We start from the raw sequence: 14581 nt of genomic DNA, 5'->3' as shown, positions 1-14581 counted from the left end.
CATACAGTTGAGGGTCGAGATAATTTAAAGGCAGTCCGGATGATATCCGGACTGCCTTTTGCATGGATGCCTAATATAATTGTGCTTAAGAAATCTCGTCGTTCTTGAAGGCTACGCCTTCGACCTTAACGTTAACCTCTACGATGTGAAGCCCGGTCATACTCTCCACGGCCTCGCGGACATTCTGCTGAAGCATGCGGCACACTTCATGAATCGGCGTTTCGTACAGTACGATGATACGAAGATCTACTGCAGCTTCCAATTGGCCAACTTCGACAGTTACACCCTTCTGCACGTTCTTGCCGCTCAGGCGCTTCGCCCAGCCCTCTGACAAACCTCCAGACATGGCTGCAATTCCGGGAGTCTCAAGCGCAGCCAGGCCGGCAATTTTTGAGACAACGTCATTCGATATCCGTATATTTCCCAATTCAAGTTGAAGCTGTTCTGCCATGCCATATCCCCCCTACTCTCATTATCAATTATTGTAATTCCAAAGCGGGCTAAAAAGCAAATGACTTTCTCGCACCCCCGTTTACAGTCAGGAACAATTTGGGTATATTGATTATGAAATCAACCTACATATAGAGACTGGAGAGTGCTTACCCTTGAAAAAATGGATCTCACCGGCGCTGCTAGTCATCAGCTTCATCCTTAGCGCCATAGGGCATTATGCGAATTGGGATCATACCCTTCAGTTCGTATTGTCCGCCGTTTCAGTCATCTTCGTGGCCGGTTTCCTCGGCCGGGCAACAGAGAGCGTAGCCCACTATGCCGGACAGCGGCTTGGCGGGTTCCTTAACGCTACCTTCGGCAATGCAGCCGAGCTGATCATCGCCTTCTTCCTGGTCAAGGAAGGACTGTTTGACATGGTCAAAGCGAGTCTGACCGGCTCCATCATCGGTAACCTGCTGCTCGTTCTCGGACTGAGTATTTTTGCCGGGGGCATGAAGTTCAAGGTTCAGAACTTCAATGTCACCCTCGCCGGTCTGAACGGCTCGCTGATGATTGTTGCGGTCATCGCCTTGTTCGTCCCGGCTATGTTCTTCAACACCCACTCCATCACGGAGAAAGACACCGATGTCCTAAGCCTGGTCGTCGCCGGCCTGCTGATTGCCGCCTACCTCGCCTGGCTGGTCTTCTCCATGATTACACACAAGAAATACCTGGCGGATGTTACAGACGACACTGCGGAAGAGCTGCCGAATGAGCATGCTCCCGTCTGGTCCAGGAACCGTTCGATCCTCTATCTGGTCCTTGCCACAGTGATGGTCGCCTTCGTCAGTGAATGGCTGGTCGGGACGCTGGAGACTCTCACCGAACGCTTCGGCTTCAGCGAGCTGTTCGTCGGCGCATTCCTCGTAGCGATTATCGGTAACGCCGCGGAACACAGCGCTGCCATTATGCTCGCCATGAAGAACAAGATCGGAGCCGCCGTGGAGATCGCCGTAGGAAGCAGTCTGCAGATTGCCCTATTCGTGGCTCCGGTGCTGATCTTCGCCAGTTACTTCATGGGCAACACCATGTCGATTGTCTTCACCACAATTGAGATCGTAGCGATTGCCGTATCGGTGTTCATCGCCAAATCGATTATCCAGGATGGTTCTACCAACTGGTACGAAGGCCTCCTGCTGCTGGCGGTCTACTTGATTCTCGGTGTATCGTTTTATCTGGTCTGAGGCCCTTCTGAGGCCCTATAGCTCCATTTAAAAAAACGCACATGATCGACCCCCGGGTCTTTCGTGTGCGTTTTGTTGAAAATATAAGAATTAACGGTACCGTCCTTTACAAGGACGGCAATGCCGTTTCCACTTGATGACCGGGACTTACATCTCCCGCTCCTCAGCCTTCTTGTTCAGTGCCTCGTACAATACAGCTAAATTACGTTCCAGCTTGCTCAGCACCTGCTTGCCGGTAAGCTCCGGCACCAGCCCTGCTCTGACCGCAAAATCGACCTCTCTGGAGAAGCCGTACATCTGGGTATCCAGCACTTCCTCATAGAGAGGGCAGTAACGGGTTGCCAAATTCTCCATCTGTACTTCAATGAGCTTCTGAATTTTATCGGCATCTTCTTGAAGAAGATTGATTGCTTTGATATTGAGCTGTTCCTGCAAATCCGATGAAGTCATGCATTTTCCCCCCCATGTCCAAAAGTTACAGCTGCTAATGCTTATTATTCTTAATATTAGTCGAAATTAGGACCTAATACAAGATTTCAGTTTGGGTTATTGCCGAAGTTCCTGCAAAATCACCTGGTTCCATAGCAAAGACGCCCAGCCGCAAGGCCGGACGTCTGAGGAAAATCTTGAATTACTCTGCTACTACTGTGAAATTCAAATTGTGTTTGGCGAAAACTTCGCTCATGGCTTTCTTGGCTTCCTCGGCATCTGTGCCATGTACATGCAGCTCGTAGCTTTGGCTGGATACCAGGGTAGTGAACAAGCCCAGGATGCTCTTAACATCAATGTACTTGTTGTCCGCTTGAAGAACGATAGATGAATTAAATTGGCTTGCTGTCTGTGCAATATCCACGATTGCCGCATTGTTGGACATAGGAATCCCTCCGCAACTTGATTATAAACTTATGTTCACTTGTTACCCATTCCATGATACATTGAATCCGCTTACTCACGCAAGGTGTTTCTTGGAAACAAGCCTTTGTGTGTTTTGAAATCACCGCTTTGATACCATTTTATTTCAAGTTCTCCGGATTCAGACCTTCCAGCTCCGGCACCACAAAAATTCCATCCTTGCGGATCAGCACATCGTCGAAGTAAATTTCGCCGCCGCCGTAATCGGGACGCTGAATGAGAACGAGGTCCCAGTGAATAGACGAACGGTTGCCGTTGTCCGTTACATCATAAGCCTGGCCGGGTGTGAAGTGCAGACTGCCGGCAATTTTCTCATCGAACAGAATATCCTTCATTGGATGCAGAATGTACGGATTGAAGCCGATGGCGAACTCGCCGATATGGCGTGCGCCGTCGTCGGAATCCAGAATTTCATTCAGCCGCGCGGTATCATTGCTGGAAGCCTCTACGATCCGGCCGTTCTCGAACGTGAACTTCACATTCTCGAAGGTTACCCCGTTATAGATCGATGCGGCATTATAACTGATCGTTCCATTCACGGAATCGCGGACAGGCGCGCTGTACACTTCTCCGTCCGGAATATTTTTCTGGCCGGAGCATTTCTCCGCTCCGATTCCCTTGATAGAGAACGTGAGGTCTGTTCCGGGACCTGCAATACGCACCTTGTCGGTTCTGCGCATAAGCTCAGCCAGCGAATCCTGGGCCTTGTCCATTTTGGCATAATCCAAATTGCAGACTTCAAAGTAAAAGTCCTCGAAAGCCTCAGTGCTCGTGTTGGCAAGCTGGGCCATGCTGGCGTTAGGATAGCGCAGCACCACCCATTTGGTGTGCTTAACGCGCTGTTCGCTATGTACCGGGTGGGAATACAGGGAGTTGTAAAGCTTCATGTTCTCTTCCGGCACATCGGACAAATCATTTACATTCTCACCGGCACGGATGCCGATATAGCAGTCCATCTGTTTCATCCGGTTCAGGTCGATCTCCGCCCAGGTCTTAATTCCTTCAGGTGTTGCATATTTGAGCATACTGCGCAGAACGGTGCGGTCGGTCAGCTGCACAAATGCACGGCCTCCGGCCTTCCCTACTTCCTCCACAACGGCTTTGATCAAATCTCGTTCACTGCCTATCATTTCGACGAGCACGTTCTCGCCGGGCTGTACGTTTACGGAGTAACCTACAAGGTTCGCCGCAAGCTTTTGAATCCGTGGATCATTCATTGGTCTCTCTCTTCCTTCCTCTTGCTGAAAATAAACATACCGTTATATTGTAGCACGCCTGTCATAGAGCGCAAGCCATGTGCGGGAAGGGAAGGACTCACTTATAACCGTAAAAATCCACCTGTGTAATATAGGCTTCTTCCGTAGTCGTTCCGGCCTTGCCGGGATAAGTTAGGGTGCGGTTCCGGGTCAGCCGGGTAGGCAGATTCCGCTTCGGGTCCACCTTAAGATAATACACCGTGCGGATATCCGCCTGGTTCAGCCTCTGCTGCAGCTCCGCCTGCTTCTGTTCCCACAGTGCACTCTTTGCCTCAAGTGCCTTAGCGTGAGTGTCAGCAGCCGCAGCGTCTCTTCGTGCAGCCGGCTTGATCACCAGCATCTTCTGTTCCAGCTCTGCCGAGAGCTGTTTGCGCGCCTCCTGTGCCGTTAATTCAATCCGCAGGACCCGGGTTCCTCTCGCGCTGCCTGCTTCCTCCGTCACCTTCTTGTCCAGCTTCTCCAGTTCTTCCAGCTGACGCAGCGGGTTCAACGCCTCCAGCGGATTGCTGCCATCCAAGGCCGGAGAGGCCTGCTTCATCGTCCATTTCCCGTCCTCCTTCACCATCCGGGTATAATAGACGGGCGCATCTCCCGAGCTTTGCTTCAGAGGATGCGGACCCGATTCCGCCGCAGAAGCGGGATGCCCCCCGTCCGGCAGGAGCGAATACAGGCTAATCTGGTTATGATCCGCGACCTTCCCTCCATAGTAGAGCGAGGACTCCGGGACCGTCTTCCCGTCGATCAGCAGAGCAGCCGCCCCTTCAAAGGACACCCCGTCACTGCCATCCATCCCCGCCATAACCAGATTCAAGTCCTCCGCAGCCGGTTTGTCCTTCATCATCACGCACCCGCTGAACGGAAGGCTGCCGAGCATCAGCAGTACAAGGATTCCCGTGCGGGCGCACAGCAATTTCATCATGGCCATCAAGCCCTTTCCGCAAAAACTAGAGTGTACCTGCATTCTACCTAGGTTCTCCCTGAATGCAGGGCTTATACGCCGGGACAAGCGGAAACGGACTTGCGGCCTTATTATTTGCACAAAAAAGAATCCTTAAGACCTAGGCCCAAGGATTCTTCGAATTGTTCTCTACGGTTTTGTTATCGATTACTACCTGGTTGCGCCCGTTGTTCTTGGCTTCGTAGAGCGCCATGTCCGCCCGGTAAAAGAGAGACTCAACGCTGACCCGGTCATCGGTCCAGCTCCACTCGGCGATCCCGCAGGAGACGGTCACTCGCGGCTCCGTCTCTCCCATCACACGCTTGCGGATACGCTCCCCTACAAATTTGGCCTGCTGCACTCCAAGCTGCGGCAGATAGACCGCAAGCTCTTCCCCGCCCCATCTGGCTGCGACATCTCCCTGACGGATCGAGGTCTTCACGATGTCGCTGACCTGCTTCAGGATTTTGTCCCCCTTCTGATGTCCATAGGTGTCGTTCACCATCTTGAACTGGTCGATGTCCACCACAATCAGGGTTCCGCAAAAATCACTGGACTGCCGCTGCTTAATCTCTTCATCCAGATAGTGGCGGGCGAAGAGACCGGTCAGCGTATCACGGTTCGCCAGGCGGCGCACCTCGGCATGCAGTCTCGCATTTCCGACAGCCAGCCCGATATGACCAGCCATCGCCTGCAGCAGCCTGTAGCTGTCATAGGAGAAGAAGTGGGCCTGCTTATGCGCCAGCATAATGGCCCCCCGCACCTCCCCGCCCACATTAAGCGGAGTAGCGATCAGCGACTGTGAGCCGGTAGCATCCATCAACGCTGAAGTCTGCCCCGCAGCATACTTGTAATCGGAGAGCAGCAGCGGCTCTCCGGTAACATAGACCTGACTGCCGAGTCCATGACCGGACTCCACCATTTCACCCAGCAGCGGCAGATGGTTGCAGGCTATAACCTCAAGGCCGCCGCGTTCTTCATTCTTATGGAGGATACAACAATAATCCGCCTCGAACATGGCCAGCAGCTCTTCAAAGGCAAACTGAAAAATATCACCAAGCCTAAGGCTCTGATTCAGCCGCTGGGTAAGTTCATTGCTCATCCTCAGCTCCCTGATCAGCTGGTTGGAGCGTTCATACAGCTTCGCGTTCTCAAAGGCTGTACCGGCGGTATCCGCGACCATAGTCAGGAAGCTGAGATCCAGCTCATGGAAGGAGGCCTTGTCCATTATCATATGAAACACACCGTATACCCCCTGCTTGCCGCCGAGCGGAAGGCCTACCTCTATGATCCCATTCTCTTCACGCCCGGTATGAAGCATAACCCGCCCATCCTTGAAGGCCCGGGCACAGACATCATTGCTCGCCCATTTCAGCGGAAGCGGCTTGACCTGAGGATGCGTGCTGCGGTGATCCTGGGACATGAAGAGATCAAGGCGCGCCCCGGGATACATCGCCGCGATACTGTCAATAACCTCAGTCAGCACGGCATCTACATCGATATTGTCATGCATGCGCTGAACAATCTGAAAAAGCAGCGAACGGCGGCTGCCCTCACGCTCGGTATGCAGATGAATACCCGCAAGATCCGAGACAAACACATGTTCAAACCGGTGATAAAAACAGGTCTGGAAATGCATCGACATCGCTTCGGCCGTATGCCTTCCGCCCATTTCGTACTGATCTGCCGGCATCCTGCAGCCAAGCACAGCAAATATCTCCCGGTGCCCGCGCGTAAATACCGGCAAAGCCAGCAGTGTATAGGCTTGTCCTTCCTCCAGAACCTCGGCGGCGTGTATGCCACCTGTCTGCAGGCAGATTCCCCCCGCTTCTACCCAATCTGCTCTCCAGCGCCCCTGCCGGAATTCAGAGCCAGGCTCAATCCAATCACCTTCATAATTCAGTACACACCAGTTCCAGGTCTTCGCGAAGGAGGGGACTCCCTGTCCCAGCCATTCCCTGAAGCTCTCGGCAATTAAGCTGGCGGCGTAGGGGAAATCGTGAGATACGATATCCGTCTCCCTCAGCCAGGCGGCGGGATCTTCATGTTCTCCGCCTGATTGCCTCTTGTCCTGTAACAGCATACGGCTGTCCCGATCCTTATGGCCGTATGCCCCCTGCTCTGACATAAAGAGGACCTCCTTTGCATCTTCAATCAGGCCAGACCGGAACACGCCCCCTAATTCTATAGTAGAGACATTACCAATCCAGCGTAAGTATAGTAAGGATATTTGAAATTACAGTTTTCCGATAACATCCAATTAGTTATATTTTACTCCCTTTCTTTAGGTATTGCATTATATTTTCCGCAAAACCGGGATTTTTTTTAGGACCAAAGAACTAACGACAAAGATAGACAAAAACTCTTTTAAGTTGCGCTTGACTTTGACTGTCATTTTCATATAATATTTATTGATGAACAAGACTGTAACAAGTCTTATTGGGCGTAACGTTGTGTCACCCTCTACGCATTTCGTTACTGTCAGGGCAGCGGCTGAACTTCCCTCGGCAGTGTGGAACCATTTAACGCTTTCACGGATACGAATTGCGGCGCAAATAGGCCCTACACTACATTTTTTTAATTAAAAGGAGTCTACTATAATATGGCACGTTACACCGGACCTAAATTCAAACTCAGCCGCCGTCTGGGCATTTCCCTTAGCGGTACAGGCAAAGACCTGAAACGCCCTTTCCCACCAGGACAGCACGGCGCTAACCAACGCAGAAAAATTAGTAACTACGGAATGCAGCTTATGGAAAAGCAAAAGCTGCGTCACATGTACGGCCTGGGCGAAAAGCAGTTTAAAACTCTTTTCACTAAGGCACAAAAGCTTCAGGGTATTGCGGGCGAAAACTTCATGTTCCTGCTCGAAAGCCGCCTGGACAACCTGGTTTACCGTCTTGGATTCGCTAACTCCCGTGCAGGTTCACGCCAGCTGGTATCCCACGGCCACGTAACCGTTAACGGTAAAAAAGTCGACATCGCTTCTTACCGTGTAAGCATTGGCGACGTTATCGGACTCCGCGAAAGAAGCCGCACTATGACTTCTATCAAAGAAGCTCTCGACAACCGCTCCCACCTTCCAGGCTACCTGGAATATGCTGACGGATCATTCGAAGGTAAATTCCTTCGTTTGCCAGAACGTGCCGAGCTGTCCCAGGATATCGATGAGAAGCAAATCGTCGAATTCTACAACCGTTAAGATTCGCTTACAGCGGAATCTGATCAAAGCTCCCGGATTTCTATCCGGGAGCTTTTTTTATGATAAGATTTTATATGTTTTGGGGCCCCCGCAAAGTATCTGAGTCATCATCGAAGCTGAAGTCCCCACTTTGTGGGGTTATTTTATAAATCCTCTCCGGCAGAAGCGCATTCAAAATCGCCAAATTGTGCTATAATAGTTCCGTTAAAAGGAGGATTATCGTCGATGGTTGAGGAGAAGAAAAAGAAGACCGCAAAACAGCGTCCACCGCGCAGATCCTGGCTCCGCAGGTTCGGTTCAGTTGTGAAGTGGATGTTCATACTCGGTATACTCGGCTGCCTGTTTGCCGGCGGCGCCGTAGCAGGCTACGTCACTTCCATAGTGAAGGACGACCCGGTCCGGCCCGAAGAACTAATCCAGCAGCAGGTTGGGCTGAACGCCATTACTGGCTTTGCCTATTTCAGTGACGGACAGCCGATCGGCCAGCTCCGCACGGAAGAAGACCGCAGACTTATTGAATTCAACGATATTCCACAGCTAGTGATTGATGCCGTTCTCGCTATAGAGGACAATAATTTCTACAATCATAAAGGGGTGGATTTCAGTGGCACCCTGCGGGCCGTCAAGCAAAAGGTGCTGAATGAATCCACTCAGACCGGGGGAAGCACTCTTACCCAGCAGCTTGCACGGCGCGTGTTCCTGAACCTGGATCGTACGGAAGACCGTAAGGTGAAGGAAATCCTGCTGTCACTGCGGCTGGAGCGTTTCTTGTCCAAGCAGGAGATATTAACGGCTTATTTAAACAAGGTTCCTTTCGGGAACGGTTCCAACGGCTATAATGTATTCGGCATCAAGGCTGCCGCCAAGGGCATCTTCGGCATTAATGATCTGGAGAAGCTGAACGTGGCCCAAGCGGCATACCTCGCGGGCCTGCCTCAGCTCCCTTCTAAGTACTCCGCGTTCAATGGTGTGGGCGAATTCAACGAGACGGCCTTCGGACGGGCGATGGACCGTCAGCGGCTCGTGCTGCGGCGGATGCTGGAGGAGAACAAGATTACCACCTCCCAGTACGACGAAGCCCTGCTCTTCGACATCAAGGGCTCCCTTGCTCCACATACGAAGAAGGCTTATGCCACCTTCCCTTATCTTATGATGGAGACTGAACGCAAGGCGTCTGAAATCCTGCTCAAGCTGAAGGAAGAGAACGCCGCCAGCAATACTGCCAGCACATCCAATTCTGCTCAGCTTCTGGAGGAAGCCCGCCAGCAGCTAATGACCGGCGGCTACCGGGTGTACACTACCATTGATAAGAAAGTGTACAGTGCCATGCACACCATCTCCGAAGACAGCAGTAACTTCACGAAGGACAGTAAGGCCAGAGGCAAGGAACAGACGGCCGGCATTATGATTAACAATAAGACCGGAGCGATCCTCGGCATGATCGAAGGACGCGACTTCAACATCGAGCAAATGAACTACGCTACCCAAATGATCCGCCAGCCCGGCTCTACCATGAAGCCGATAGCAGCGTACCTGCCTGCACTGGATGCAGGGCTCATTCAGCCTGCCGGCATTCTCGATGATGCGCCGATTGTCATGAAGGACGGGGGCAAGGGCTACCATATTCCGAAGAATGCCAACAACCGCTATCAGGGTCTGGTTACTGCACGTTATGCCCTGAACAAGTCCCTGAACCTGCCCGCCTTGAAGCTCTTCAATGATAAGGTAGGCATCGAGAAGGCCTGGACCTTCTCCAAGAAGCTGGGGATTACCACCATTCAGGATAACGACTACAACGCACAGACCGGGGTTATCGGAGGTCTGCGATACGGGGTGTCGGTGGAGGAACTGACCAATGCCTACTCCTCTATCGGCAACCAGGGTGCCTTCAATGATGCATACATGATCGATAAGATCGTTGACTATCAAGGCAAAATCGTCTATCAGCATAAAGTGAATCCGGAGCAGGTCTTCTCCAAGCAGACCGCTTATCTGATGACGGATATGCTGCGTACCGTAATAACGGACGGAACAGCAACTACAGTGAAGAGGAACTACAAGCATTTCAAGGAAGTGCCGATTGTCGGTAAAACCGGCTCTACCCAGAACTACGGGGATGTCTGGTTCATGGGCTATTCTCCGGATGTCACCCTTGGAATTTGGGTGGGCTACAAAGAGCAGGTCAATACCCTTCAGGGGGATACGCAGAAGCGTCAGGCGCAGACTCTGTGGGCCAAGGTAATGAATACAGTGATTGACAAACGTCCCGAGCTGTTCACCACGAAGGAATTCGCCCAGCCGGAGGGTATCGTCAAGGCGACCGTCTCGGCATACAGCGGCAAGAAGCCTTCCAAGCTGACGGACAGATTCACAACGGATCTGTTCAACGCGAAATTTGTTCCTAAGGAGAGCGACGACGGCATTTCCAATGCCAGATACATCACTTATAACGGGGTGAACTACATCCCTCTGGAAGGAACTCCTGAAGATTTCTTGAAGGAGAAGATCGTAGTCAAGCGCGAGAAGCCGATTCAGGAGCTGGTCAAAGAGCTGCTTGCCGCCTTCCCGGCGATGAAGTCACATGAGTCACTATCGTACTACATGCCGCAGGATGCCAAAACAGACTACCCGTCCGAGGTCGATCCGCGCGTGGATGACGGCAACGGGCCAAGTGCTCCCGGAGAAGTTATAGTCTCCTACAGTACTGGCAAGGCTGTAGTTACCTTCACTCCAAGCGGTTCTCCGGATGTTGTCGGTTACCGCCTCTACCGTTCCCTGAACGGCGGATCTTTCCAGAAGCAGGCCGTCCTCTCTGCTGGAGAGAGCACCGTCTTCAAGCCGGGAACTCCGGCTGGCGCCAACGCTACCTTCTATGTGGCTGCCGTGGACGTAGCTGGACATGAGACTGCTTCCGGCAGTGTGGCTGGCGGAATTAAGCCTACACCGGAGCCTACACCAACTCCGGAACAGACGCCGGAGGCAGAGCCGACACCGGACGCCGGAATCATCCCGGACAGTACGGAAGACCCTGGCATGATCATTATTCAGCCGCCTGCCGTTGATGATTCTACTCCGTCAGGCGGTACCAATGCAGCCGGCGGAAACAGCGGAGGGAATGCTACAGGTAATACCGGTGGGAAGCCCGCAGGCAATGGTAGCAGGAATACCACTGGGAAGCCTGCAGGCAGTACCAGCGGGAATGCCGGTGGTACTACCTCTACTAACGCAGCAGGCAATACAGGACGTTAAGCTCACCAGGCAGACTTCAGTATAAGCTTCAAAAGCCCGTTCCCCGGGATAAGGGGAACGGGCTTTTTTAATGGATTGCACTCCAGATCTGCCTAGTCTTCGATGGTAGACAAATCACCTGCGGGTAGATGCAGCTCCCAAGCCTTCAGTACACGGCGCATAATTTTACCGGACCGGGTCTTGGGCAGCTTATCCTTGAACTCGATTTCACGCGGTGCAGCATGGGCAGACAGGCCCGCTTTGACAAATGCCGCGATCTCTTCCTTCAGCTCAGCGGTCGGACTATATCCGTCACGCAGTGAGATGAAGGCCTTGATAATCTCACCACGCATGACATCCGGCTTGCCGATTACCCCAGCCTCCGCGACAGCCGGGTGCTCCACCAGCTTGCTCTCGACCTCGAAGGGTCCAATCCGCTCCCCGGAGGAATTGATTACATCATCAATCCGGCCCTGAAACCAGAAATAGCCGTCTTCATCCATGTACGCCGAATCCCCCGAGATATACCATCCGGGAATTCGGAAGTATTCATCGTATTTAGCCTGGTTATTCCACACCTGGCCCATCATGGACGGCCAGGGGGTGCGGATGGCCAGATTGCCCATGGAATACGGGGGCAGCATGTTGCCGCGGTCATCCAGGATAGCCGCTTCAATCCCCGGCAGCGGCCGGCCCATGGAGCCGGGCTTGATGCCCATTCCCGGGTAGTTGCAGATGAGCTGTGCCCCCGTCTCGGTCATCCACCACGTATCATGAATCCGCTGCTGATAGATTTTGTCGCCCCAGCGTACGACCTCCGGGTTCAGCGGCTCGCCGACAGATAACACATGACGCAGACTGCTGAGATCGATCCCCTCCAGAGTCTCCTTGCCAGCCCCCATCAGCATCCGGAAAGCCGTAGGCGCACTGTACCATACCGTCACCCCGAAGCGTTCGATCGTCTTATACCAGTCCAGCGGACTGAAGCGGCCTCCCCGGACCACATTGGCTACTCCATTCAGCCAGGGGGCAAATATTCCGTAAGAGGTTCCGGTCACCCAACCCGGATCGGCCGTGCACCAGTACACATCGTCCGGGCGCAGGTCCAGAACTACCTTGCCTGTATAATAGTGCTGGATCATGGCTCTCTGCACATGGTAGATGCCTTTGGGCTTCCCGGTGGAGCCGGAGGTATAATGCATGATCAGACCATCCTCCAGGCTCAGCCACTCCGGTTCCAGCTCAGCGGAGGCTTCAGCCATTTCCGTTTCATAGCTCAGCAGCCCGGAATCCTCAGCAGCAGAGGCTCCGACTACAAAGATATGGCGCAGTCCTGGGAGCTGCTCCCGCTTCACCCGGTGCAGCAGCTCCGGGGTAGTCACCAGCGCTACCGCTCCGCTATCCTCCAGACGGTCCTTGACCGCCGTCTCCATGAATGCCTCGAACAGCGGACCTGCCACTGCTCCCGTCTTCAGAATGCCAAGCAGGCTGAAATACAGCTCCGGGGTACGCGGCATGAAGATGAACACCCGGTCGCCTTTGCCGATTCCATATTTGCGTAGTACATTACCGAACTTATTCGACCGTTCCCGTAAGTCGGCGAAGGTGTACCGCTCCTCACGCACCGCATCGCTGTAGATCAGCGCCGTAGCAGCCCCTCGCCCCTCCTCGACATGACGGTCTATAGCTTCATGTGCCATATTCACCTTGCCGGTCCCATGCCAGGAGAAGCTGCGCTCGACATCCTCCCACCGGAATTCGTCAACTGCCCGGGAATAGTCCTCCATATTCGAGTGCTGCACCCGGCCCGGCAAAATTTCGCCTTGAACTTGCCCCATTACTCTTGCCTCCCCTACTGGTTTGCTTTAAGCTTTAAGGGTACCCTCTAATTCTCTTAATTTCGTCAACACTCTAAATGTGAATATTCCGTGTCGGAATCAGTATATCACAGGAAGCGGTTACATTCCATATTATAGTGAACCGGAGGGAGCCCAAGAATGGAGCATCATAAAATCCCAGTATCCCATACCATAGAGCATCAAGGCCGGCTTATATCTATCGGTGGCCCCTTATCACCCGAAACGCTTCAGACCTTAAGCATGCACCGCGATCTGGACGCCTTCCGTAAGCCGCAGGAGCAGCTTGAAGCCTTGATAGAGATATCTGGCTTACCTGAAGGACGCATCCTGGCAGCAGTGGTCTCAGACGTTATCGTGGGCTATGTCACTTTTCATTATCCGGATGAACTGGAGTTATGGTCTCAGGGCGGGATGGAGGATCTGGTTGAGCTGGGAGCTATCGAAGTGGCTGACGAGTATCGCGGGTGCGGCCTTGCGAAGCTGCTGGTTTCAAGCGCTTTTGAAGAGGGACAGCTGGAGAACTGCATCGTATTCACAACCGAATATTATTGGCACTGGGACCTCAAGGGAAGCGGCCTTAGTGTATGGGAGTACCGCCAGATGATGGAGAAGCTCATGAAGACGGTAGATATGGTGTGGTATGCCACCGATGATCCGGAGATCTGCTCGCATCCGGCCAATTGCCTAATGGTCCGCATGGGCCAGGAAGTACCGCTGTCCTCCCGTGAGACCTTCGACCGGGTTCGCTTCAGACAGCGGTTTATGTATTAATTCAGGCGGCCTGCCTGCAGGTTACATAGCCTTAAGCATATGCTCCAGAATGGCATGTGAATGCTGTGAGGCCGTTACGGTGAACTCACTGTAATTCACATGTGCTGAGCCGTCTGCTTTGTCTGACATTGAACGTACGATTACAAAAGGTATCCCGTTCATATGGCAGACTTGGGCGACCGCCGCACCCTCCATCTCTGCACAGGCCCCGTCCAGCTGCTCACGCAGCATAGCTACTGACGCCCTGCTGGCAATGAATTGATCCCCGGACAGCACAATGCCCGTCACAGACTTCTGTCTAAGCTCTTGACAGGCCTCTTCTGCTAGCTTCACCAGCAGCGGATCTGCCTGGAAGGCGGAGATCTCCTGATATGGGATCACCCCTCTGGCATAACCGAGCGCTGTAACATCCATGTCATGTTGAATGCAGGAGGACGAAATAACAACATCCCCGATGTTCAGCTCAGGGTGCAGCGCCCCCGCCACTCCAGTGAACAGCACCTTTTCCACTCCGAAGCTGTCCAACAGAATCTGTGTGGTTACTGCGGCATTCACCTTCCCGACCCCGGATTTGCAGACTACAGCTGCCTTCCCGAATACTGTCCCTGCATAAAAGGTAATTCCGGCCTTCACCGTGGTCTGCCGATTCTCCATCTCTTCCAGCAGCAGCTTGATTTCTTCATCCATTGCGCCAATCAGACCCAGCACTCCGCTCATTTCATATCCCCCTTGAACTTTCT

General features: G+C 53.0%; 12 protein-coding genes. 4 read left to right on the top strand and 8 right to left on the bottom strand.

Features of this window, described 5'->3' with window-relative positions; translation table 11 throughout:
* Positions 1 to 85 precede the first annotated feature (85 nt).
* Complete coding sequence (locus ACFSX3_RS10535; RefSeq protein WP_036695005.1) at positions 86 to 451, bottom strand: Asp23/Gls24 family envelope stress response protein; 366 nt, start codon at positions 449 to 451, stop codon at positions 86 to 88.
* A gap of 154 nt (positions 452 to 605) precedes the next feature.
* Here ACFSX3_RS10535 and cax point away from each other — a divergent pair, with 154 nt between their 5' ends.
* Positions 606 to 1676 (top strand): calcium/proton exchanger, encoded by a 1071-nt coding sequence (cax, locus tag ACFSX3_RS10530; protein ID WP_209985400.1) that lies wholly within the window; start codon positions 606 to 608, stop codon positions 1674 to 1676.
* Between the two features lie 147 nt (positions 1677 to 1823).
* Here the strand turns inward: cax and ACFSX3_RS10525 are convergent, their stop codons facing one another.
* The 5 genes from ACFSX3_RS10525 to ACFSX3_RS10505 all read right to left on the bottom strand — a co-directional run bounded on the left by ACFSX3_RS10525 (position 1824) and on the right by ACFSX3_RS10505 (position 6909).
* Positions 1824 to 2126 carry a YlaN family protein gene (locus tag ACFSX3_RS10525; RefSeq protein ID WP_036695007.1) on the bottom strand — a complete coding sequence of 101 codons (303 nt, stop codon included), beginning with the start codon at positions 2124 to 2126 and terminating at the stop codon, positions 1824 to 1826.
* 181 nt (positions 2127 to 2307) lie between these two features.
* Entirely contained in the window at positions 2308 to 2550 is a 243-nt protein-coding gene (locus ACFSX3_RS10520) for an HPr family phosphocarrier protein (RefSeq protein WP_036695008.1), read from the bottom strand.
* A 139-nt stretch (positions 2551 to 2689) separates the two neighbouring features.
* Positions 2690 to 3805 (bottom strand): aminopeptidase, encoded by a 1116-nt coding sequence (locus ACFSX3_RS10515; protein ID WP_209985397.1) that lies wholly within the window; start codon positions 3803 to 3805, stop codon positions 2690 to 2692.
* 97 nt (positions 3806 to 3902) lie between these two features.
* Positions 3903 to 4763, bottom strand: coding sequence for a hypothetical protein (locus ACFSX3_RS10510; protein WP_209985394.1), 861 nt, complete (start codon positions 4761 to 4763; stop codon positions 3903 to 3905).
* 139 nt (positions 4764 to 4902) lie between these two features.
* A complete protein-coding gene (locus tag ACFSX3_RS10505) occupies positions 4903 to 6909 on the bottom strand; it encodes a GGDEF domain-containing protein (RefSeq protein WP_209985393.1) in 2007 nt (668 codons plus the stop codon).
* A 474-nt stretch (positions 6910 to 7383) separates the two neighbouring features.
* On the opposite strand from ACFSX3_RS10505, the gene rpsD reads away from it, so the two are divergent.
* Positions 7384 to 7983: a 30S ribosomal protein S4 gene (gene rpsD / locus ACFSX3_RS10500; protein ID WP_209985390.1), complete on the top strand. Its 600-nt coding sequence runs from the start codon at positions 7384 to 7386 to the stop codon at positions 7981 to 7983.
* 225 nt (positions 7984 to 8208) lie between these two features.
* A complete protein-coding gene (locus ACFSX3_RS10495; RefSeq protein ID WP_209985387.1) occupies positions 8209 to 11232 on the top strand; it encodes a transglycosylase domain-containing protein in 3024 nt (1007 codons plus the stop codon).
* Between the two features lie 92 nt (positions 11233 to 11324).
* On the opposite strand, the gene acsA is transcribed toward ACFSX3_RS10495, so the two are convergent.
* Positions 11325 to 13049: an acetate--CoA ligase gene (gene acsA / locus ACFSX3_RS10490; protein WP_209985384.1), complete on the bottom strand. Its 1725-nt coding sequence runs from the start codon at positions 13047 to 13049 to the stop codon at positions 11325 to 11327.
* Between the two features lie 159 nt (positions 13050 to 13208).
* On the opposite strand from acsA, the gene ACFSX3_RS10485 reads away from it, so the two are divergent.
* Positions 13209 to 13841 (top strand): GNAT family N-acetyltransferase, encoded by a 633-nt coding sequence (locus ACFSX3_RS10485; protein ID WP_209985381.1) that lies wholly within the window; start codon positions 13209 to 13211, stop codon positions 13839 to 13841.
* Between the two features lie 21 nt (positions 13842 to 13862).
* Here ACFSX3_RS10485 and ACFSX3_RS10480 read toward each other — a convergent pair whose 3' ends face one another.
* Positions 13863 to 14558, bottom strand: coding sequence for a 5'-methylthioadenosine/adenosylhomocysteine nucleosidase (locus ACFSX3_RS10480; protein WP_209985377.1), 696 nt, complete (start codon positions 14556 to 14558; stop codon positions 13863 to 13865).
* Between the last annotated feature and the right edge of the window lie 23 nt (positions 14559 to 14581).

Origin of the sequence: Paenibacillus rhizoplanae, assembly GCF_042684125.1 — a bacterium.
GTDB lineage: Bacteria > Bacillota > Bacilli > Paenibacillales > Paenibacillaceae > Paenibacillus_AQ > Paenibacillus_AQ rhizoplanae.
Note: the sequence above shows the minus strand (reverse complement) of the source record. Positions and strands in the feature narration are given on the sequence as shown.